Source organism: Kordia jejudonensis (assembly GCF_001005315.1).
Taxonomy (GTDB): domain Bacteria; phylum Bacteroidota; class Bacteroidia; order Flavobacteriales; family Flavobacteriaceae; genus Kordia; species Kordia jejudonensis.
Genome location: NZ_LBMG01000063.1, coordinates 1 through 21,899 on the forward strand (window position 1 = coordinate 1; position 21,899 = coordinate 21,899).

19 protein-coding genes are annotated in these 21,899 nt (G+C 34.8%); 6 read left to right on the forward strand and 13 right to left on the reverse strand.

Translation table 11 applies throughout. The features are described 5' to 3' along the window. Positions 1 to 485: 485 nt before the first annotated feature. Positions 486 to 1,238 carry a DUF5995 family protein gene (locus AA089_RS20780; RefSeq protein WP_046758937.1) on the forward strand — a complete coding sequence of 251 codons (753 nt, stop codon included), beginning with the start codon at positions 486 to 488 and terminating at the stop codon, positions 1,236 to 1,238. A gap of 43 nt (positions 1,239 to 1,281) precedes the next feature. Here the strand turns inward: AA089_RS20780 and gldC are convergent, their stop codons facing one another. Next, entirely contained in the window at positions 1,282 to 1,620 is a 339-nt protein-coding gene (gene gldC / locus AA089_RS20785; protein ID WP_046758938.1) for a gliding motility protein GldC, read from the reverse strand. Further along, positions 1,620 to 2,573, reverse strand: coding sequence for a gliding motility lipoprotein GldB (gldB, locus tag AA089_RS20790; protein ID WP_046758939.1), 954 nt, complete (start codon positions 2,571 to 2,573; stop codon positions 1,620 to 1,622). The genes gldC and gldB overlap by 1 nt, the downstream gene beginning before the upstream one ends. A gap of 206 nt (positions 2,574 to 2,779) precedes the next feature. Between gldB and nadE the strand changes: the two genes are divergently transcribed. Continuing rightward, complete coding sequence (gene nadE, locus AA089_RS20795) at positions 2,780 to 3,568, forward strand: NAD(+) synthase (RefSeq protein WP_046758940.1); 789 nt, start codon at positions 2,780 to 2,782, stop codon at positions 3,566 to 3,568. Between the two features lie 162 nt (positions 3,569 to 3,730). Beyond that, the gene (locus tag AA089_RS20800) at positions 3,731 to 4,360 is read left to right on the forward strand and encodes a response regulator (protein WP_046758941.1); all 630 of its coding nucleotides are present in this window, start codon (positions 3,731 to 3,733) and stop codon (positions 4,358 to 4,360) included. 242 nt (positions 4,361 to 4,602) lie between these two features. Here AA089_RS20800 and dnaG read toward each other — a convergent pair whose 3' ends face one another. Then, positions 4,603 to 6,564: a DNA primase gene (gene dnaG / locus AA089_RS20805; protein WP_046758942.1), complete on the reverse strand. Its 1,962-nt coding sequence runs from the start codon at positions 6,562 to 6,564 to the stop codon at positions 4,603 to 4,605. A gap of 319 nt (positions 6,565 to 6,883) precedes the next feature. On the opposite strand from dnaG, the gene AA089_RS25845 reads away from it, so the two are divergent. Next, on the forward strand, positions 6,884 to 7,144 hold the full coding sequence (locus tag AA089_RS25845; RefSeq protein WP_193786563.1) for a Cys-every-fifth RiPP peptide CefA: 261 nt from the start codon (positions 6,884 to 6,886) through the stop codon (positions 7,142 to 7,144). Between the two features lie 143 nt (positions 7,145 to 7,287). Here AA089_RS25845 and AA089_RS20815 read toward each other — a convergent pair whose 3' ends face one another. The 4 genes from AA089_RS20815 to AA089_RS20830 form a co-directional block, all read right to left on the reverse strand. Beyond that, complete coding sequence (locus AA089_RS20815) at positions 7,288 to 8,322, reverse strand: porin family protein (RefSeq protein ID WP_046758944.1); 1,035 nt, start codon at positions 8,320 to 8,322, stop codon at positions 7,288 to 7,290. A 51-nt stretch (positions 8,323 to 8,373) separates the two neighbouring features. Further along, complete coding sequence (locus tag AA089_RS20820; RefSeq protein ID WP_046758945.1) at positions 8,374 to 9,165, reverse strand: hypothetical protein; 792 nt, start codon at positions 9,163 to 9,165, stop codon at positions 8,374 to 8,376. Then, complete coding sequence (locus AA089_RS20825) at positions 9,152 to 9,715, reverse strand: RNA polymerase sigma factor (RefSeq protein WP_046758946.1); 564 nt, start codon at positions 9,713 to 9,715, stop codon at positions 9,152 to 9,154. The genes AA089_RS20820 and AA089_RS20825 overlap by 14 nt, the downstream gene beginning before the upstream one ends. Before the next feature lie 69 nt (positions 9,716 to 9,784). After that, positions 9,785 to 10,762: a polyprenyl synthetase family protein gene (locus AA089_RS20830; protein ID WP_046758947.1), complete on the reverse strand. Its 978-nt coding sequence runs from the start codon at positions 10,760 to 10,762 to the stop codon at positions 9,785 to 9,787. A 377-nt stretch (positions 10,763 to 11,139) separates the two neighbouring features. Here AA089_RS20830 and AA089_RS20835 point away from each other — a divergent pair, with 377 nt between their 5' ends. Next, the gene (locus AA089_RS20835) at positions 11,140 to 12,684 is read left to right on the forward strand and encodes a T9SS type A sorting domain-containing protein (protein ID WP_046758948.1); all 1,545 of its coding nucleotides are present in this window, start codon (positions 11,140 to 11,142) and stop codon (positions 12,682 to 12,684) included. A gap of 99 nt (positions 12,685 to 12,783) precedes the next feature. Continuing rightward, on the forward strand, positions 12,784 to 14,124 hold the full coding sequence (locus AA089_RS20840) for an aryl-sulfate sulfotransferase (protein WP_053002617.1): 1,341 nt from the start codon (positions 12,784 to 12,786) through the stop codon (positions 14,122 to 14,124). Between the two features lie 53 nt (positions 14,125 to 14,177). Here AA089_RS20840 and rlmN read toward each other — a convergent pair whose 3' ends face one another. From rlmN to AA089_RS20870, 6 genes are all read right to left on the reverse strand, one after another. Continuing rightward, complete coding sequence (gene rlmN, locus AA089_RS20845; RefSeq protein ID WP_046758949.1) at positions 14,178 to 15,221, reverse strand: 23S rRNA (adenine(2503)-C(2))-methyltransferase RlmN; 1,044 nt, start codon at positions 15,219 to 15,221, stop codon at positions 14,178 to 14,180. Positions 15,222 to 15,318: 97 nt separating this feature from the next. Beyond that, positions 15,319 to 16,365, reverse strand: coding sequence for a hypothetical protein (locus AA089_RS25030; protein ID WP_064972234.1), 1,047 nt, complete (start codon positions 16,363 to 16,365; stop codon positions 15,319 to 15,321). Positions 16,366 to 16,849: 484 nt separating this feature from the next. Continuing rightward, positions 16,850 to 17,905, reverse strand: coding sequence for a tRNA preQ1(34) S-adenosylmethionine ribosyltransferase-isomerase QueA (queA, locus tag AA089_RS20855; protein WP_046758950.1), 1,056 nt, complete (start codon positions 17,903 to 17,905; stop codon positions 16,850 to 16,852). A 92-nt stretch (positions 17,906 to 17,997) separates the two neighbouring features. Continuing rightward, positions 17,998 to 19,221, reverse strand: a complete 1,224-nt coding sequence (locus AA089_RS20860) for a 3-phosphoshikimate 1-carboxyvinyltransferase (RefSeq protein ID WP_046758951.1) — start codon at positions 19,219 to 19,221, stop codon at positions 17,998 to 18,000. 76 nt (positions 19,222 to 19,297) lie between these two features. Then, positions 19,298 to 19,624: a nucleotide pyrophosphohydrolase gene (locus tag AA089_RS20865; RefSeq protein WP_046758952.1), complete on the reverse strand. Its 327-nt coding sequence runs from the start codon at positions 19,622 to 19,624 to the stop codon at positions 19,298 to 19,300. A 244-nt stretch (positions 19,625 to 19,868) separates the two neighbouring features. Then, positions 19,869 to 21,881 carry a transglutaminase domain-containing protein gene (locus AA089_RS20870; RefSeq protein WP_046758953.1) on the reverse strand — a complete coding sequence of 671 codons (2,013 nt, stop codon included), beginning with the start codon at positions 21,879 to 21,881 and terminating at the stop codon, positions 19,869 to 19,871. Between the last annotated feature and the right edge of the window lie 18 nt (positions 21,882 to 21,899).

Sequence of the window (21,899 nt, forward strand, 5' to 3'; positions counted from 1 at the left end):
AACGAATTACTTAACCTTTACAGATGTGACATTTTCAATTTAAAATTCGTTATTTGTTCTTTGTTCTCTGTTCTTTGTTTAGTTAAAATTAATCTTCATTTAAAATTTATAATTTAGCATTCAACATTTCAAAATTCGTTATTCGTTATTCGTTATTTGTTATTCGTTATTTGTTATTTGTTCTCTGTTCAGTTGAAATTAATCTTCATTTAACATTTATAATTTAGCATTCAACATTCATAATTTCAAAATTCGTTATTCGTTATTTGTTCTCTGTTCTCTGTTCTTTGTTCAGTTGAAATTGATCTTCATTTAACATTTAAAATTTATCATTCAACATTCATAATTTCAAAATTCGTTATTCGTTCTTTACTCTATTTTCTCAATTCTCATATCTCAATACTAAACATGTGTCGTATAAAACCAAGTTTCCTTTTCAACTTTTTACAGAATTTCATACTTTTAGTTGACCAAAATTAAACACCATGCAAGCAACTACGATTGATGAAGTGATTTCGTTTCTCGATCTCATTATCGAAGAGAATAAAGAAATACCAAATACAATGGGCTATTTTGCGGCACTGTACCAAAAAGTAACTTGCAAGGTAAAAGAAGGCATTGAAACTGATTTTTTTGACGATAATCCGCGTATGGAACAGTTGGACGTCATTTTCGCCAATCGGTATTTGCAAGCGTATACTGAGTATAAAAACGGTGTTTCGCCTAGTACTTCATGGCAAGTTGCGTTTGACAAAGCTGATGATTATTGGTTTATTGTACTGCAACATTTATTGCTGGGCATGAATGCGCATATTAATCTCGATTTAGGAATTGCCGCTGCCGAAGTGATGAAAGGTAAGAATATTCAGGATTTGAAGGATGATTTTGATAAGATTAATGTGATTTTGGGCGAATTGGTGCATGATGTGGAAGAAGAATTGTCGCTGATTTGGAGAACGCTTGCAAAAATTTTGAAAGTTACCCGAGAGTTTGATACTATTATAATCGATTTCAGTATGAAACTTGCCCGAGATGGCGCATGGAAATACGCAACTTCTTTAGCGAACGCACCTGAAACCAACTGGCCACAACTAATTGCAAACCGAGATGAAAGAGTAGCTGATAAAGTAAAATTGGTAATTGATCCAGGGTTTATAGGAAAACTTATTTTAAAGATTATCCGATTGGAAGAACGCGGCTCTATTAAAACAAAAATTGAGATTTTAGAGAAAGACTAAAACCTCAATTTTCAAGTATTTCTGAGTACATTTCAGCGAAAGCTTACTTTTTAAGAATATCTAATTTTTCAGCGAAATAATCGCAAAAATCTAACATGGTTGCGCTCATTTTTTCATCATTTGTCGCACGTTGAAAAGTACGTGCCATAGATACTAATGTTTGATGATAAAACACCTTCATTTCATCAACTGGCATGTCTTTTGTCCACAAATCGATACGCAAACTCTCTTGCGCTTTGTCATCCCAAACGGACAACATTACTGCCTTTGTAGCTTCGTCATTAATTCCACCATCTTTTGCGGTCCAGTTAATTTTTTCTGGAATATTATTTTCATCAACGCTTACTGCAATTTTGATTTCTGACTTGAGTTTATTCGCCATTACTTTTTGGGTTTGTACTTTGAGTTGTTAAAAATTTCTTTTGCCGATTTTCTTAATAATTCTTGCAAAGATACGTCATTATTTTTCATGTATGCCTTTACAATTTGATAGCCAATGTAGGTGCCAATTCCTCCTGGCGATTCATTGTCTATTTCTAAATAAAATTTAGAGAAAGGCGCCATATTGATAAATCTGTTGTCTAGTTTATTTTCCGTACTGTATACTAATTCTTTTTCTACAAAGTATGTCCAAACTTGTGCTTCATTGGCAGCTGCCCAATCTATTTGTTGTGGTGTATATCCAAATTGCATTGCCTCGGAAACATTTGGCACTAATAACGATTTGATATATTGTGCTTTTCCATGAAAAATTATTTTCCCTAGAAATGTTCGCTCGCGCATTGGCGGTATTTGTATGTATGCGAATTCCGTTGCAATGTCTACAGGAATCATTTCTTTCCTAAAGTTTTGCACAATGTATTGCTGAATTCCTTCATAATATTTATGATCGGCGCCTAAATATGTATTTAACGCAATCAAAATCATATCTTTATATAGAATGACTTTTTTGCGATAGTCTTCCGTTGTTACCGTATATATTTTTGGAGTATTGTATTCAGGAAAGTAATATTCCATGTGTTGTAGCACAGATTTCACATCTTGTTGTACAGGCGCAAAATCTTCAAAAACGGCATCAATTTCTTGCTTTAGTTCTTTTTGCAACGGATCGCGCATGGTGTACACCCAAGTAGAATCGGGCACTGTGTTTGGAAAAAATAACGGATATGCCTCTTTTAGTTTTGGCAAATCGGAAGGTGTTGCATTGAGAAAAACTTGATCAAATCGTACAATATTCAGATCAACAGGAATTGCTGCAATTTCTTTTTCTAACGGATTTTCTTTTGCACAACTCACAATAAAGAGCACACAACACACATACAGTATTTTTTTCATGATGATTTTTTGATATGATAGACCTTAGATGTAACGCTGTTTAACGAATTTTATTCTACAGCTTATTTTTGCTTGCAAATTTACTTTTTTTATCTTGTAAAAAAATCGAAATACATGAAATTAGCCATCATAATTCCGTTGATGACAACAGAAATGATTGTTGGCAAATTCTATTTGATATAATTACTAAACTAAAAATAATATAGATGAAAACGGATAAGGTTATTGAACATATCGTGAATTGGTTAAAAACGTATGCTACAAATGCAAAGGTAAACGGATTTGTTGTTGGTGTTTCTGGAGGAATTGATTCTGCGGTCACTTCAACACTGTGTGCAAAAACGGGTTTACCAACCTTGTGCATAGAAATGCCAATTCATCAAGCGCAAAGTCATGTAACACGTGCGCAGGAACATATAAAACAATTAAAAGAACGTTTTGACAATGTAAGTGATGTGCGTGTAGATTTGACACCCGTTTTTGAAGAATTTAAAACGGAAGTTTCCTTAGAAGGAAAGCAAGCAACGGTTGATATGGCATTGGCGAATACACGAGCACGTTTGCGCATGACTACTTTGTATTATCATGCAGGATTATTAGGACGATTGGTGGCAGGAACTGGAAATAAAGTTGAAGACTTTGGTGTAGGTTTTTACACAAAATATGGAGATGGCGGTGTCGATTTGAGTCCGATTGCAGATTTAATGAAGAGTGAAGTGTATCTTCTTGGTGCTGCATTAGAAGTGCCAGAATCGATCATGAAAGCAGCGCCTTCTGATGGTTTATTTGGCGATGCTAGAAGCGACGAAGATCAAATTGGAGCCAACTATGACGAGCTAGAATGGGCAATGCGTATGCATACTGCTGGCAAAACAGTAGAAGATTTCTCAGGACGTGAAAGGGAAGTTTTCAGTATTTATAAGCGATTCAATTCTGCAAATCAACATAAAATGACGCCAATTCCAGTCTGCGAAATACCGCAAAATCTGACATAAAAAATCTTCTTTTTTAATCATTTTTATAAAAATTTGTTTAAATTTGTTGCTACAGACCCCCTAAACCTGAAATAAAAATTGATTCGATTTTGTGTTAGCATGAAATACCGAACCTTTCTTTATGTGATGGTCTGATTCAATAATAACTTTAAAAACTAAATTATGGTTAAAGTATTAATTGCAGACAATCATCCCATTGTTCGAAAAGGAGTAAAATCTTTATTCAAGAACTCTACAGAGATTGATGTAGTAGGCAAAGCTGCTACAACTTCCGAGCTTTTTGACTTTATTAGTCAAGAGCAAGTAGACGTTGTTTTATTAGAGATGGATATTCCTGAAGTCAATGGTATTACTGCTTTAAGAAGACTTAAAAAAGACTTCGCTGACGTGAAAGTAATCATGTTTAGCTCACACTCAGAAGATGTTTACGCTGTAAGCACATTAAGAGCTGGAGCTTCTGGTTACTTATCCAAATCTGTCGCTACAAATGTTATTAAGGACGCTATTATTAAAGTTGCAAATGGAGGCATCTATATCAGCAACGAATTAGCACAACGCTTAGCATTTGACGAAAGCACAAACAAACCCCGCAGATTCTTCAGACGTTTGTCTACAAGAGAAGTAGAAGTTTTAAAACTTTTAGCTTCTGGTAAACGTAACAAGCATGTTGCTGAAGAGTTAAATCTGAATGAAAAAACTGTGAGCACGTATAAGGCTCGCCTAATGCGTAAGTTGAACGTAGACAACTTAGTTGACTTGCTACAGCAAGCGAAAGCATTAGAGTTACTGTAATTGCATTTGTAAAGAGTTTTTCTTTACGACAGTAAAAAGATTTTATGATGATGTGCATAATTCCTTTGTGAATTTTTGCATGTCATCATTTTTTATGAAGTAAATTTAGTTTTATAAACGCATCTCGATACAGTTTTCCTTCATTTTATTACGAGAAACCAATCGATGTGACGTTTGAGATTTTTAACTGTATATATTCGTGTATTCGTGATAAAATATTCTCGATCTATGAGTTTAATTTTTTACAACACTCTTTTCAACTGTTCAGAAAGTGATTTTTTGAGAAAAATGTAGTCTTTAATTTCTTCCAACACACTTTGCAATTCTTCCACCTTTGTATCTTGCTGTAAACTTTGTTTGAGTTCTTCTATTTTAAGATTGATTAGGAAACAACGCAAAGTCAAAATAGTTTCACTTGTGAGTTGTGCAATGGTTTCTTCTTTTGGTTTTACAAAGATATTTTGCGCTTCCCAATTGTGGAGTTCATATCGTTCTTCACGCATGAGAATGTCTGTAACTTCAGTTGCAATTTCAGGTTCTATTTCGTTGACAAATGTGTCTATTTCTAAATTCCCAGTTTCGTTAAGACGTTCAATAGCTTTGTAATATATGGCTTTGAATTTTTCATTTGCCAAGTCTATTTCATCTTGTTGCAAATCGAGATAGAGTTTTTCAAATACACGTGCTTCAAAGAGTTCACGCTCCATTTTTAGTTCGCCTTCATCATCTTCTTTTAAGATTAAATCTTCAAAAGTGGTTTCCATATTTCCATATAGCAACAATATTTCAATGATTTTTCGTTCCAACACATATTGAACATCTACCGTTTCGGCTTTTTTCTCAGTTTTGATAACTTCAAACGCCTTTTTTTCCTGTCTTGCTTGCTTGTTGGCTTCTTTGATGTCTTTGTTTTGAAGCTGTGCCAAGGTTGCAAATAGCACTTCTTCCGAAATGTCCATGATGCGAGACGTTTCACGAAGATATAATTCTTGCTTGATTCGATCGGATACTTTGGAGATACTCGACATCATATCATTGATAACTTCTGCCTTTTTGATCGGATCGTTTTTGGCAACTTCCATCAATAAGGAAGCTTTGTAACTGATAAAATCTTTTACGTTGTTTTCAAAGTATTCCAAGACATCTTCAACCGCGTTATTTTTGGCAAAACTATCAGGATCTTCTCCTTCTGGGAACGTACATACGCGTACATTCATACCTTGTTCTAGAATTAAATCTACTCCACGAAGCGACGCACGAATTCCCGCCGCATCGCCATCGTATAATACTGTAATGTTTTTTGTTAACCGATTGATCAAACGAATTTGATCCGACGTTAACGCCGTTCCTGAGGAAGAAACTACATTGTGAATTCCTGCCTGATGCATTTGAATTACATCCGTATAACCTTCTACCAAATAACAGTTGTCTTCTTTCGCAATGGCTTGTTTGGCATAGTATAAACCGTATAAGACTTTACTTTTGTGGTAAATATCACTTTCGGGCGAATTGAGATATTTGGCAGCTTTTTTGTCATTTGTCAAAATTCGTCCACCAAAACCAAGCACACGTCCACTCATGCTATGAATGGGAAACATGACTCTTCCTTTGAAACGATCAAACCGTTTTTCGCCTTTTACAATGGTAAGTCCTGTTTTTTCAAGATAGGTAAGATTGTAACCTTCTTTTAAGGCATTGTCTGTAAATGCACTCCATTCGTCCAACGCAAAACCTAATCCAAATTTTTTGATGGTTTCCGTCGTAAAACCTCTTTCTTTGAAATATGTGAGTCCAATTGCTTTTCCTTGCGGAGATTCCCAAAGTACATCTTGATGGTACTTTTTGGCACATTCAGAAACCAAATACATACTTTCTTTTTCGTTGGCAAGTGCCTTTTCTTCGTCTGTACGTTCGGTTTCCTCTATTTCTATTCCATATTTATTTGCCAAATATCGAATGGCTTCTGGATAGGTAAAATGCTCGTGCTCCATTAAAAAAGCTACTGCATTTCCTCCTTTTCCAGAACTGAAATCTTTCCAAATTTGTTTTACGGGCGACACCATAAATGAAGGTGTACGTTCGTCTGAGAATGGACTTAAGCCTTTGAAATTACTTCCCGATTTTTTGAGTTGCACAAAATCGCCAATAACTTCTTCTACGCGAGAAGCGTCAAATACTGCGTCTATAGTCGATTTTGAAATCAATGGTTTTAGCTTTTTTAGGAATGGACTTCAAAAATACTAAGTTTTCATCAATATTTGCACAAAAATAAAAAGCGTATTTCTGCAACACATATATTAAAAAAATGTAGCCAATTTCTTTGTCAAAAACTCGCAAATGTATTTTAAATACTACTTTTCTTTCTCTATGATAATACAAATACAACTAAAATTACGGTTTTACCTTACTAAAATTAACTTAAAATTTTATATATTGAGTTAGTAATTAACCAGTTACATTATTTTCATCTAATTGAAAGTAATTTTTATTAACACAATCTATTAACTATTAAATTCTGAAATCATGAAAAAAAAGAAGAAGAGTTTACAGAAACTAGCTTTGAACAAAAAAGCAATTTCTAATTTGAGTCGCAACCAAGTTAGAGGAGGAATCCTTGTTGACGGTCCAATTATTGTGACGGATTCGGATTATTGTCCATCAGATTTTTGCCCGTCGGATTTTTGTCCATCTAATGGATGTCCGTCTAACGGATGCCCATCGGATTTTTGTCCGTCAAACTTCTGTCCATCTAGATATTGTCCAATTCCAATTGACATTAGATAGTGAGATAAGAAGAATCGAAATTTAATTTTGAAAACGTAAAAGGAGATATATACACATATCTCCTTTTATACTATACAGTGTGTTAAAATTTTTCATTTTCATAAAAGTATCTTACATCGAATTATTAGTATCGCATACCCATTTTAGAATACATCCAATCGTACACCAAAAGATATATTTCGCTGTTCGGGATTTGGATCTTTGAATATTGGAGATAAATCGTATTTACAAAATAGCGCTAAATCATCCCAACCAACATAAGCGCCAACACCGTAAGCAAATGAATTGACATTAAAGTTTCTACGTTCATTTTCTTGCACATTCGTTCCAAATTCCTCATATCGTAATACTTGCGTTGGTTTTAAATTAAATCCAACATAACCACCAAGTCCCAATTTTACTTTTTTTCGTGTGTTGTATCTGACAAATTTTCCTTTTTCTGTTTTATTGTACGGTCCAATTTCAAAGTATAACGGAATGGTTAGACTCGGAATTCGAAGTTGTGATTTTTTGAGTTTGAAGTCATGTACTTCTAGCGTTGTTTGATTACCGTTTTGCACAAAGTATCTGTTTCCTGTTGGTTGCAATGTTTGCATATTGAACGAAAGCCCATATTTGAAACGTAAAATGTTTGTGTTTTTAAAGACTCGTGTTCGAAATGTGAATCCGATTTCTGAGTGACCCACTACATTGAATTTATAGTCAGAGTTGCTCAAGCTTTTTCCATCTTGTATGACATTTGCAAAACCAAATCCTGCTACAATGTCTAAATATGTTCGTCTGTCGTATTTTGGAGCTCTTTTTCTAATTTTTCTTGTGTCAAATACTTCTCCAAAACGAATAAAACTTCCTCTTTCTTGAATGTAATAATCGGTTAGCATTTCACGTTTGGTTTTTGCCATACGATATTCAATTGTTGCTGCGGCTAGCATTGCTGCTTTTTTCTTTTGTTTTTCTGCTTCCTTTTCAGTGATTTTACCCTTTTCAAGCTTTTTGTTTATTTTCTCTATTTCAAATTTTAAGATGCGTTTTTCATCAGCTTCAATGATTCGCAATTGCTCTTTTAAGTAACGTTTTTCCTGTTCTTTTTTGAGTTGAATAGAGTCTTTTTGTTGTGCCTGCATCGTAAAGTTTACGCATAGGAATATCAGGCATAAATACAGTGTAGTTGTTTTCATGTGCTTTGTTTTGGGTGAATTATTCACCAATTAATACGTTTTTTGTTTTATTTAATTTCGATCGGCAAGTAGTGTTTTACCTTTTTTGAAATTTTTCTTGATGATTTCAAACACTTTTTGCCTGAAGGATGTATCGAGCTCGTTTTCGACTTCGTTCAGCAATTCGTCTGCAGTTGCGAATCGCATCGTATCGTCATCTTTTTTGATGTCTAATTCTGAAAGTGATGCTGTTGCTTCTTTCATTAATTGATCTATTTCAGCATCTGTAATTGTAATTTTTTCAGCAATCGACAATTCAATAATTGATGCTTTTATGTCATCATTTGCAGCCACTACTATTTCTTTTTGTGTGATGATAGGAACTACTATTTTTGACTCAATTTTATTTTTATCAACAACAGGTTTTTGAATTTCTTTTTGAAGTGCTACTGCCGTTTCTTTTTCTTCTTTTAGTAATATTGGTGCTTTTGTGGCAATTCTTTTTGGAGTTTTTGTTGCTTCTTTTTTTGGTAATTCCTCTTGAACAACAATAACTTCATTGCTTGTTTTTGAATCAATTGCGTCTTTATAAATTGGTTGTTTTGGTGTTTTTACTGCTTCTTCAATTTGAATTTCTTTTTCAGTATTCGCAATAGTTTGCGATTCTTTTTCTCCAATATTTTTACCTATAATAAAGGTAGCCAAGCCAATTAATAGTGCCAAACAAGCGGCATACGGATATATGTTGCGACGTGTTTTCTTTTTGTCATTTGCGTCTAATTGACTCGCAAGTTGCTCCCAAGAATTCTCGGAAACGTCCATCCTACGCTCTTCCAGTATGTCTTTTATATTATGCGATTTCATTAGTTCTGTTTTTTTTTGATAGTAATTGTGTTTGAAGCGCTTTTTTTGCTTTAAACAGTTGCGTTTTTGATGTACTTACAGAAATATTTAGCATGTTGGCAATTTCTTGATGCTTGTAGCCTTCTATTTCATAGAGATTGAATACTATTCGGTAGCCTTGTGGTAATGCATCAATTGCGTTTTGAATTTCTGCAACTCCAGCACTAATGTCCATTTCACACTCGGTAACTTCAGTGTAGTTTTCTATTTCTTCAACAGCAAGTAAATGTTGTTTTTTACGAAGAAAAGAAATTGATTCCCGAACCATTATTCTTCGAATCCAACCTTCAAAACTTCCTTCATTTTTAAAGGTTTTAATGTTTGTAAATACTTTGAAAAATCCTGAAAGCATTGTTTCTTCTGCGTCATGAACGTTGGAAATGTAATATCTACAAACACTGAGCATTTTTGGTGCATGCTGTGCATATAAAGCTTGCTGCGCTTTCCGATCGTTGCGCTTGGCTCGTTTTATAAGTTTGGTTTCTTGTAGATGTAATTGAATAACTTTCATTATACAGGTTGCTTTCTATTGACATAGACGCAAATTTTGTGTAAATGGTTGTCTACGGTTGAAAAAAAATTATTTTTTTCTATCAATCACGTAATTAACCATGAGTTCTAATGAATCTTTGTATGTTGATTGAGGATAGGTATTTAGGAGCTTTAACGCTTTTTCTTGGTACTGTTTCATTTGCTTGGTAGCATATTCTAATCCGCCCGTTTTTTTTACGAAAGCAATAACTTCTTTGACTCTTTTTTTGTCTTTATTGTGATTTTTCACAGAATTAATGACCCACTTTTTCTCTTCTTTTGTACAATGATTTAATGCATAGATGAGCGGAAGTGTCATTTTTTGCTCTTTAATGTCAATTCCCGTAGGTTTTCCTATTTGCGTATCGCCATAATCAAACAAGTCGTCTTTTATTTGAAACGCCATACCAATGTATTCGCCAAAGAGTCGCATGCGCTCAACTTCTTCATCAGAAGCATCCACCGAACGTGCGCCCATGGCACAACATGCAGCAATTAGTGTTGCCGTTTTTTGTCGAATGATTTCATAGTAAATGTCTTCTGTTATATCCAGTCGACGCGCTTTTTCAATTTGCAACAATTCGCCTTCACTCATTTCTCGTACGGCTACAGAGATAATTTTTAATAAGTCAAAATCGCCATTATCTATGGAAAGAAGCAATCCTTTAGACAGTAAATAATCGCCAACTAGCACGGCAATTTTATTTTTCCACAACGCATTTATGGAGAAAAAACCTCTTCTTCGGTTGGAGTCGTCTACTACATCATCATGAACTAAGGTTGCTGTATGAATGAGTTCTATGACAGAAGCGCCACGATAAGTACGCTCGTTTACAACACCTTCAGAAACCATCTTAGAAACTAAAAAAACAAACATCGGACGCATTTGTTTTCCTTTCCTGTTTACGATGTAGTGTGTAATTCTGTTGAGAAGCGCCACTTTGGAAGTCATGGAATTGGAAAACTTTTTTTCAAAGCGTTCCATTTCTGTTTCTATCGGCTGTTTTATCTGCGCAACTATTTTCATTCGGGTGTAAAGATATTAACTAATTCTATGATTTTATAGTTTTTAACAAGATTCAAACAGTTTTGCTATGTAATTCGTCGTTTTATTTTCGTTGTAATGAACACTACTTTATACAGTTTCATAGTGTTACACCATATATTTGGTTATAATTTGTATTTTTTTAAATCATTTTTTTATCAATCTCATAAAATATGCTGGATTCTGAATAAAAAAAACACGAATCTAGTGGAGTTATATATTTTTTTATAACTTTAGATATTATCTCAATCTTATAAAAGTACCTCGATCTTAAAAATTTAGCACGTACTGAACCCCTATGCATGTGAAAGCAGCATTATTTTATTTAAAAAAAAACACTAATAATTAAACACGCATTTATGAAAAAAATTACTTTAGCCTTATTTATTTTTTTAATCTGTATGTACGCTGGTATTGCGCAAGATACTTGTGCGACGGCAACGGCAATAACTGCTGGAACCTACAATGTAACAGCTGTTAACGGAACAGAAGGTACCACCACTATTTGCTCGGGCGGAACAACTACAGCAGCGGCAGCTGAATGGTATACATACACGCCAACAACTTCAGGATCTGCAACAGTATCCTCTGATATTTTACCAACTAATGCCAACGGAGATACAAGACTTCAAATTTATGAAGGAACGTGTGGCGCATTGGTTTGTGTTAGTGGAAATGATGATGTAGATTATCCTGGCGGAAATTACTTATCGGAAGCAACATTTAACACCACAGCAAATACAACGTATTACATCGTTTGGGACAATAGATGGAGTTCTTTTGGTTTTGAATTTACACTCACAGAAGCAACTGCAGTTTGTCTTGATCCTTCTGGATTTGTTGGTGATGCAGCAACTACAACTACATTTGACCTTAGCTGGACAGACACCAATACTGGGACACCAACTTGGGAAATAGAATGGGGAGCTGACGGTTTTACACAAGGAACAGGAACGTTGGTTTCTAATATAGCCGTAACAAGTTACCAGTTTACAGGATTGACAGCCAATACAAATTATGACTTTTTTATCCGTGCCAATTGTGGCGGTATTAACGGAGATAGTAGCTGGGTTGGTCCTATTGGATTTAGATCGCAAAGAGATTGTACAGGTTCAGCAGCGTACCCGTTTTCAGAAGATTTTCTAGATGGAACTATTCTTGATTGCTGGGGATTTGAAGATGCCGACATGATAAGTCCAGTTTGGTCATACAATACCGATACAAACGACTTAGATGGCGATGGAACAAACGATAGTTTTATGGTTGTATTTCCACAAGCTGTAACCGAAGTAGCTAAAAATGATTGGTTGTTTTCGCAAAGATTAGATATGACAACTGCTAATACATATGGAATAACTGTAACATATAATGCGTTTGATCTTAATACTACATCTGACGAAAGTTTTGAATTATACATTACAGATGGACAATCATCAACCGCACTTTACCAATCGTTATTAGGAACGTATACTGGAATTACGCAGTCGGGAGTTTTTGGCGATATGGGCGGAAATGATTTACTTTCGCAAGCATACAATATCACAGTGCCTTTTACACCGCCTTCTGACGGAACATATTATATTGCTGTACGTGCTACAACTACAAACTCTCCTAACCTGTTAATGCTTTTTAATGTAGGTGTTACGGAAACATTAGGTGTAGAAGAAGTTGCAATTGATAATTTTAAACATATTATTAATTACGACACGAAAACCTTAACTTTACAAGCCTCAGAAAATATGTCTGAATTTACTTTGTTTACAAGTTTAGGACAGCAAGTTTTGAATACAACGCTCAACTCAAATACGCACGTAGCTAATTTGAATTCTCTTGATGCAGGCGTTTATTTTGCGAGAGTAAATGCAGCAAATAAAACGAAAACGTTCAAAATTATTGTGAAGTAATTCGAAAAGAAAAAATTATAAAGTACTAAAGTATAATTCTGAGATGCATATTTTGTGTTTCAGAATTATACTTTTTTTTAAATCATTGCCAAAATTGTTATGAAAAAAATTACACGTACACTTTTACTATCGTTTTGCATTTTATCTATTTTTAGTTGTAAAGATGATGATCCTGTTGCAGCTCCGATTCCTGTAGTACTCAATGATACTGTAGTTGTATACGAGAATGATATTTTTGATGCGTACACACTATTTTCTCCATTGGGTGCAACCAATACATTTCTTATCAATAATGAAGGTTTTCCGGTGCATCAATGGGAATCTGACACGAGTGCTTTGATTTCATATTTAACCGATGAAGGAAATTTAATTAGAGTGTTACGACAAGGCAGTAGTGAGTTTACTGGCGGTGGCGCTACTGGAGCTATCGAAATTTTAAATTTTGAAGGAGAACAATTGTGGTTTTGGGAATACAATACGCCCAACTATGTATTGCATCACGATATTGCATTGCTTCCAAACGGAAACATATTAGCGCTCGTTTGGGAAAATAAAACAAGTTACGAAGCAATTGCGAAAGGAAGAAATCCTGATTTGCTGTTTGCTGGAAAAGTATGGCCGTGTAAGATTATAGAAATACAGCCGCTTGCAAACAATCAAGCATCAATTGTGTGGGAGTGGTCTGTTTGGGATCATTTAGTTCAAGATTTTGATGCTACAAAGGAAAACTTCGGAAATGTTGCAGCGCATCCAGAGTTGATCAATATTAATTTTTCTGGTGGCGATGCAAATTTTAATCACTTAAACGCTATTGAATATATTGAAGAACTGGATCAGATTGTCGTAAGTTCAAGAGTTTTTAACGAGTTTTGGATTATTGATCATAGTACGACTACTGCTGAAGCTGCATCAAATACAGGTGGAAATAGCAATAAAGGTGGCGATTTATTGTATCGTTGGGGAAATCCGCAAGCCTATGACGTTGGAACTGCTGAAACGCAACGTTTATTTGGTCAGCACGATATTACATGGATTGGAAACTCACAAAATCAAGGTGGAAATTTCTTAGTATTCAATAATAATAAGTTTAGTGACAAATCGTCTGTGGATGAAATTTTAATTCCACAACTTCCAAACGGAACCTATTCATTAGCACCAAATACGGCGAATCTGCCTGAAAATTCAAGTTGGTCATATGATAGTGAACTTATTTTTTCTTCACGACTTTCTGGAGCACAACGTTTAGCTAATGGCAATACATTAATTACTGCTGGAAGAGATGGAATACTTGTTGAAATTAATGACGCAGGAACTGTAGTTTGGCAATATCAAAACCCGATTGGAACAAATCCTGCCATTTTTAAGGTTGACAAATATGCAAAAAATCATCCTGCACTTGAAGGCAGAACATTAGATGTTTTACCAATAGAAATTGAATAATTCTGAATGATTAAAGTTCAAAAAAAAAACATTGAAAATTGACAAATTAGATATTATTCCTTATTCGCCAATTGTCCGCAAGCTGCATCAATGTCTTTTCCTCTTGAGCGTCGTACAGTGACTGTAATTCCGTTTTGTTCAAGTGAATCTACATAACGATCAATAGCTTTGTTGCTCGCTTGTTGAAATTGTCCATCGTCAATTGGATTGTATTCGATAAGATTGACTTTACTCGGAACATCTTTACAAAACTTTACCAATGCGTTGATATCTTTTTGCTGATCGTTGATTCCATCCCAAACGACATATTCGTAGGTAATTTTGTTTTTGGTTTTGTCGTACCAATACGCCAATGCTTCTTTTAAATCTTTGAGTGGAAAGTGTTCATTAAACGGCATAATTTCCGTTCGAACTTCATCAATTGCGGAATGTAACGACACTGCCAACTTGAATTTTACTTCATCATCTGCCATTTTTTTGATCATTTTTGGCACACCTGAAGTAGACACCGTGATTCGTTTTGGCGACATTCCTAAACCTTCTTCCGAAGTTATTTTGTCAATCGCTTTTAGTACGTTGTTGTAATTCATCAATGGTTCGCCCATTCCCATGAATACTATATTTGATAACGGTCTGTTGTGGTACAATCTGCTTTCGCGATCTATGGCAATTACCTGATCGTAGATTTCATCAGGATTTAAGTTTCGCATACGTTTTAATCGTGATGTAGCGCAAAATTTACAGTCCAAACTACATCCAACCTGACTAGAAACACATGCTGTTGTTCGTGTACTTGTGGGAATTAAAACAGATTCTACAATTAATCCATCGTGCAAGCGTACTGCATTTTTGATAGTTCCGTCAGAACTTCGTTGCATTTTGTCTACCCGAATATGATTGATAACAAAGTTGTCTTCTAACATTTTACGTGTTTCTTTCGAAATGTTAGTCATGTCGTCAAAACTATGTGCGCCTTTTTGCCACAACCATTCATAAACTTGATTTCCACGAAAAGCTTTGTCTCCTTCTGATACAAAAAAATCACGAAGTTGTTCTTTGCTCAATGCACGTATGTCTTTTTTAGCCACTTGCTCCATGCTGCAAAAGTAATGAGAATTTGCGAGTTTTTAATTTTGTTACGGCATCAATGTATAAATTTAAAAATGAAGCAATTGAAAATAGAAAACTTGTCGTTTATCTTCCTTTTATTACGATTTCCAATTCAAAATCTCCTTCCATCAAATTTTCTGCACCAACAACACCAATTACTATTTTATAAGGACGGTTTATAGCATTGACTCGTACTTTTCGGGTATGATCTTGTGTTTTTCCGCGCCATTTACGATCCCATTTGTAATCGGCTTCGCAGGTGACACAACTACTTACATTTGGCGGCAATTGTTCATTAGTGACACCAACTTGATATGCATATAGACTAAAGTTTTGATTTTTATTTTTTGGAATGACTTTGATAAACATTTCGGAATTCTTTGGAATCATCGTTTCGTATAAAACATGTTTCCCAGAGAATTTTTTGTTTTGAATTGAAGGAAAACAAGCCATACTACTATTAGCAGCCCACGACAAATCGCTTATGATAGCGCCAGTTTCAAGATTTCCATTTACGGTTGTAACTGCACTTTTTATCGGTATGTTTATGACTTCTATTGTATCCGTTGATTGTGGTGCTTCTTCTCCTCCATTTAGTTTTATTTCTAATGTAAAATCTCCGTTTTTTAAACCTTCTTCGCCAACAACTCCGATGACAACTTTGTACGGTCTGTTAATTGCATTCAGTCGAACTTGACGCGTATGATCTTGTGTTTTTCCACGTCGTTTGTAATCCCAAGTGTAATCGGCTTCACACGTAATACAACTGTTCAGATTTGGTGGTAATTGTTCATTGTTTGCACCAACGAGATACGCATATAGACTAAATTTTTGACTTTTATTTTTCGGAATAACTTTGATAAACATTTCAGAACGTTTCGGTATTGTTGTCGTATAGAAAACATGATTTCCTGAGAATTTTTTATTTTTTGTTGCAGGAAAACAAGCCACACTACTATTGGATGCCCAAGATAAATCTTGAAGTTGTTGTCCAGCTGCTACGTTACCTTGATACGAAACGGTACTATTTGCAATGACTTTTAATACTTTCATGGTTTTATTTCCAGATTGTGCAAAAGCGTAATTAATGAGAAGTAAACAGAAGAATACGTGTAAAATACTTGTTTTCATGAATGGATGGTTTTTATTTTAAGAATGTACACAACGTTTTGTTTCATAACGAGTTGTACACTTTAAATGTAGCAAAAAACAAACCGAATAAAAGTTCACATGTGTTTTTGGTTGGGAATCTTGTATAAATAACGTCAGTTCGATATAAGTGATTCAATTCATATTTATAATTGAGCTTAGAAACTCTTTGCTAAATACCACATTTTCTGTGTCTTATTTTCATTTTCTTTGCTTTCCCAAAGAAAAGAAACAAAAGAAAGGGAACTTTTCCAGAGGTATTTTTAGTTTTTCTTTTTGAAAAAAACTAAAACCGCATGAATTTTCCTAAATTTTTTCCAAGGCTTCAAAAATTTTTAACGGAAAATCCCTGCTATACTTCGGAAAAGAAAACTATCAAACTAAATTTTTACGTCGAATTCGCGTTAAATAACAAAATCCTGCCGAAAGACAGGATTTTAAATATATGTTGTATGTATTTTCTTTTTTACAGAATCAACATTGCATCTCCGTACGAATAGAATTGGTATCCTTCTTTGATTGCTTCTTCATATGCTTTGAGGATAAAATCGTGTCCTGCAAATGCCGAAACCATCATTAGTAACGTTGATTTTGGTGTATGAAAGTTTGTAATCATACAGTTTGCAATACTGAATTCGTATGGAGGAAAGATGAATTTGTTTGTCCAACCTTCGTATTCATTCAATGTTAAGTCTGAAGAAACAGAGCTTTCTAAAGCACGCATTACTGTGGTTCCTACAGCACATACTCTTTTCTTTTTGATTTTTGCATTGTTTACTGTTTCTACCGCTGGAGATTCGATTTTTAATTCTTCCGAATCCATTTTATGCTTCGATAAATCTTCTACTTCTACAGGATTGAATGTTCCTAAACCTACGTGCAATGTAATTTCAGAGAAATCGATTCCTTTAATTTCTAAACGCTTTAGTAAGTGTTTTGAAAAATGTAAACCTGCCGTTGGTGCCGCTACAGCTCCTTCTTCTTTTGCATAAATCGTTTGGTAACGTTCTTCATCTTCTGGCTCTACGTCTCTTTTGATGTATTTTGGAAGTGGCGTTTGCCCAAGTTCTCCTAATTTTGTTCTGAATTCTTCATAAGAACCATCATATAAGAAACGTAACGTACGACCTCTTGACGTTGTATTGTCAATAACCTCAGCGACTAAGCTTTCATCTTCTCCAAAATATAATTTGTTTCCAATTCGGATTTTACGAGCAGGATCTACTAAAACATCCCATAAACGTTGTTCTTCGTTTAATTCTCTTAATAAAAAGACTTCGATGCGTGCGCCTGTTTTTTCTTTGTTTCCAAATAATCTTGCAGGAAATACTTTTGTATTGTTTAACACCATTACATCTCCTTCATCGAAATAATCAACTAAGTCTTTGAATTGTTTGTGCTCAATCGTTTGTTTTTCACGATTTAACACCATCAAACGTGCTTCATCTCTGTGTTCAGAAGGATATTCAGCTAATAAATCTTCAGGAAGATCAAAATTGAAATGCGATAGCTTTTTTGCCATAAGTCTTTTATGTTATTTTTAAGAATGGCAAATATACAATCTCAAAATAGGCGTTGTCAAGTATTTAAGGAGTTTTTTTCTAGGTATTTTGTTTAATGACTGTTTATGCCAATGGTTTCCAAATCTTTCCAAAAGTCAGGAAACGATTTTGACACTACATCTGCCTTTTCTATTTCTATAGGAACGCGCAGTGCTAAAGGTGCAAATGCCATTGCCATTCGATGATCTTTGTAAGTTGCAATGGTAACGTTTTCGTTTATTTTTGAAGCTTTGTGCAAGTGCAACGATTTGTCTGTGATATCAACATTAGCGCCCAATTTCTCCAATTCTACTTTGAGTGCAACTAACCGATCTGTTTCTTTTATTTTGAGCGTGTGCAATCCGATCATTTCGCATGACAGTTGCAATCCAAAAGCAGTTACCGCAATGGTTTGTGCAATATCTGGCGCATTTTTTAAGTCAAGCTTAATAGTTTCCTGAGTTGCTTCATGCGTTTTGGTAAGCGTGATTGTGTTTTCGTTGAATACAGTCGTTACTCCAAATTTTTGATAGATTTCCGCTAGGCACGAATCTCCCTGTAAACTATTTTCTTTGTACGCCGAAAGTGTGATTGTGGTTTCTATTTCGCTTAGCGCGACCAAACTGTAGAAATACGAAGCCGAACTCCAATCAGATTCTACCGTAAAGTGTTTCGTTTCTTGCGTTGCTTCAAAATGTGAAACTGTGATTGTATTTCCTTCAAAGTTTGTCTGCACACCTAATTGATTCAACAAAGCAAGTGTCATGTTAATATACGGAACCGACGTAATTTTCCCGTTTAGCGTAAGTGTTAAACCGTTTTCCAACGTTGGCGCAATTAATAGTAATGCAGAAATGTACTGGCTACTTACGTTTGCCGCCAATGTAACTTGATTTCCCTGTAGCGTTTTACCTTGTATGTGTAATGGCGGATATCCTTCATTTTTTGTGTATTGAATGTCTGCTCCTAATTGTTGCAATGCTTCAACGAGGATTTGTATCGGACGTTCTTGCATACGCGAAGAACCTGTTAGTGTAATTTTTTGTCCTTCTTGTGTTGCATAATACGCTGTTAGGAAACGCATTGCCGTTCCTGCATGATGAATGTCTTTTACAGAATCAGAAGATTTCAATGCTTTTTGCATGAGCGTTGCGTCGTCTGAATTTGAGATATTTGCAATAGAAATATTCGCGTATAAAGCTTGTAGTAGTAACAATCGGTTCGATTCACTTTTGGAACCTGTGATTGCTATTTTTGATTGTTTGTGAAGTGTTGATTTTTGAAGCTTTATGTTCATTATTCCTTTTTTATAAAAACTCAATTTGCATTTTTGAGCGATTTCGAATACGCTCGATATGACGAATTGAACTAATTTATTTCAATTTTTCGTTGTTGTGATGACGATCGTGATCACGTTTGGTTTTTTTGTCCATTTTTTTATCAAATGCTTCTTGTAAGTCAATTCCTGTCTGATTTGCCAAACATAATACGACAAAAACTACATCTGCCAATTCTTCGCCTAAATCTTTGTTTTTGTCACTTTCTTTTTCGCTTTGTTCTCCATAACGACGAGCAATAATTCGTGCTACTTCGCCAACTTCTTCCGTTAGTTGCGCCATGTTTGTGAGTTCATTGAAGTAACGAACACCGTGTTCTTTAATCCATGTATCAACGTCTAATTGTGCTGCTTTTAGATTCATAAGGCTGAGTTTTATTTTGTTGTCAGATTAGCTAAACTTTACATGTGTCATTTGGACATTTTTAAACGAGTTTTACTAAAAAAATGAAGCTGTCTAAAAAGTATAAAAAAGCGTCATTCTGAATTCAATTCTGAATCTCATTACACTGATTTTTAATGATGATGAGAAACCGAATTAAGTTCGGCTTGACGAAAATTTAGCTTTTCAGACAGCCACATTTGTAAAAATATAGATTTTTAGTGAATTAGATTTTCTTTAGCACTACTTTTTCTTGTTCTTTTTCAACTAATATTTTGTAGAGTTCTCTTAATGATGGGTATTTGTCCGAAGGTATAACCGCCGAGTTAATTTCTTTGGCTATAACAACACTTATTCCTGTTGGTGTTTTGGTAATTTTGAACGCGTATGAACCTAAGTTATCTGGCAAGCGAACTGTGGCAATTTCTGGCAACGATTCTACTTCATAACCTTCAGGAATGTTTATATTCATCATTACTTTTCGTTTCCACGGATATCCAAAGTCAACAGGATAAATTCTCTTTTCCGCTTTGAATGGATTTTCCGTTGTAGCAAGGTATAATAGTGGCGAAAAGTATATTTTATCTCCTATAATTTCTGCTTGTCCTTCTTTTGAAAATGCATACGATTCTAGGATTGGTTTTCCAATGCTTGTGACATTTTTGACACTGTATTCTTCGATTTCAATGTCGCCAATTGCGTTTTCCAATTTTTCTAAATAATCTTCTTCATCTACACTTGCATATATGTTTCTAAATGATAGCGCATTGTGAGAAGTAAATTGTGTACGTTGTTTTCCTTCAATATCGCCAGAATCATCTAGTGTAATGTTCATTGTTGTTGTTCGTACCGCACTGTTTTCAGGCATTAGACTAATTTGTGTCCAACTTCCATTTTCACGAACAAGTCTTCCTATCCAGTTGAGTGCTCGCATTGGCAATACATTTGGTTCTCCGTAATAGTTGGTTGCATCTAAAAGGATTACTGCATTTTCTATTTCTATGGCTGTGATGACGTAATTAAATCCATTAAGCGTTGGAAACATATGAATTCCGTGTTGTCGTGTACTTAGTAATACAGGATTTGCTTGAATGCCTGCATAGCGCAACATGGACGTTAGCATTAAATTCATGTCGGCTACATTTCCTGTTTTTTCCTTGTATGCTTTTCGAACACCTACATCTGTATATTTACCGTAGTTTCCATTCCATTTTACTTTGTTTTGAACGTAGTTGTAAATTTTTGCTGCTTTTACCATCGGATTAGATTCTCCAGCAATGAGCGCATCAATATCATCTTTAAAATACGATTGTCGGTCTAGCTGATAGCCAAAGTTTTCACTTCTGTAAATCGTTTTCACAATGTCATCCCATGATCTGGCAAAGGTTTGTATCGGTTGATTCGGCATTTCTACCTGAATTAACTCAAACTTTACCGTACTGCGATAGTTTTCAATATTGCTTACATATTTTTCTTCTTTTAACGCAGGCACATTTTCTAGATTGAATTCTGAGATACTGTAATTAACATCTATTCTATCTTCATTGAAAGAAGTTCTTGACGCACGCAAGTAACCTTCTTCTCTCGTTTTAGAACGCAGTACAATTTGTCGTGACGAAGCTGTTTCTTTTGGTTTTATTAAATAATACCCTTTGTAATGTTTTTTAAATTTGTAATAGGATGGCGCTTCAAATGTGACACTGATTTTGTTAAGTGGAATTGAATACTGAAAGTTGTATTCGTTGATATTACCAACATACGGAGACGTAAATTTGTATTCGTATTCAATAACGCTACCTTCTTTAATGTCTGGCATTGTTATTTTTTCCAAATCGACATTGTCTGTTACGTGTTCGGTAAAAATTCCGTCTTTTCGCAACTTTGTCTTTTTGAGTTTTCCGTCAACAAGATTGAAGGTATAGCCTTTTATTCCCGTAACTTTTTCTCTTGTACTGTTTTGTCGAAATAAACGTATTTCATGATTTGCCCACTCGAAACCTTCTTTGTTGTAGATTTTTATACGTCTGTGCACAGTGGTTTCTAGTAAAAAACCTTGGTTTTGGATGTATAGTATTTGTGAGTGAATTTTATTGTACAGCATTGCTGCATTTGCTTCAGCTTCTAACGGATGTTGTGTTTCTGACAATTCTGCTTTGGATACTTTTCCGAAACTAAAGTCTTGTGCAGCTACAAATGTGATACAAAGTATGGCGAAGAGTAGTGAAATTGCTCGCTTCATAAAATTATGCTTAAGGGT

Coding starts and splice junctions, on each gene's coding strand:
- AA089_RS20780 (WP_046758937.1), top strand. CDS start 486: ATGCAAGCAACTACGATTGATGAAGTGATTTCGTTTCTCGATCTCATT.
- gldC (WP_046758938.1), bottom strand. CDS start 1,620: ATGGCGAATAAACTCAAGTCAGAAATCAAAATTGCAGTAAGCGTTGAT.
- gldB (WP_046758939.1), bottom strand. CDS start 2,573: ATGAAAAAAATACTGTATGTGTGTTGTGTGCTCTTTATTGTGAGTTGT.
- nadE (WP_046758940.1), top strand. CDS start 2,780: ATGAAAACGGATAAGGTTATTGAACATATCGTGAATTGGTTAAAAACG.
- AA089_RS20800 (WP_046758941.1), top strand. CDS start 3,731: ATGGTTAAAGTATTAATTGCAGACAATCATCCCATTGTTCGAAAAGGA.
- AA089_RS25845 (WP_193786563.1), top strand. CDS start 6,884: ATGAAAAAAAAGAAGAAGAGTTTACAGAAACTAGCTTTGAACAAAAAA.
- AA089_RS20815 (WP_046758944.1), bottom strand. CDS start 8,322: ATGAAAACAACTACACTGTATTTATGCCTGATATTCCTATGCGTAAAC.
- AA089_RS20820 (WP_046758945.1), bottom strand. CDS start 9,165: ATGAAATCGCATAATATAAAAGACATACTGGAAGAGCGTAGGATGGAC.
- AA089_RS20825 (WP_046758946.1), bottom strand. CDS start 9,715: ATGAAAGTTATTCAATTACATCTACAAGAAACCAAACTTATAAAACGA.
- AA089_RS20830 (WP_046758947.1), bottom strand. CDS start 10,762: ATGAAAATAGTTGCGCAGATAAAACAGCCGATAGAAACAGAAATGGAA.
- AA089_RS20835 (WP_046758948.1), top strand. CDS start 11,140: ATGAAAAAAATTACTTTAGCCTTATTTATTTTTTTAATCTGTATGTAC.
- AA089_RS20840 (WP_053002617.1), top strand. CDS start 12,784: ATGAAAAAAATTACACGTACACTTTTACTATCGTTTTGCATTTTATCT.
- rlmN (WP_046758949.1), bottom strand. CDS start 15,221: ATGGAGCAAGTGGCTAAAAAAGACATACGTGCATTGAGCAAAGAACAA.
- AA089_RS25030 (WP_064972234.1), bottom strand. CDS start 16,365: ATGAAAACAAGTATTTTACACGTATTCTTCTGTTTACTTCTCATTAAT.
- queA (WP_046758950.1), bottom strand. CDS start 17,905: ATGGCAAAAAAGCTATCGCATTTCAATTTTGATCTTCCTGAAGATTTA.
- AA089_RS20860 (WP_046758951.1), bottom strand. CDS start 19,221: ATGAACATAAAGCTTCAAAAATCAACACTTCACAAACAATCAAAAATA.
- AA089_RS20865 (WP_046758952.1), bottom strand. CDS start 19,624: ATGAATCTAAAAGCAGCACAATTAGACGTTGATACATGGATTAAAGAA.
- AA089_RS20870 (WP_046758953.1), bottom strand. CDS start 21,881: ATGAAGCGAGCAATTTCACTACTCTTCGCCATACTTTGTATCACATTT.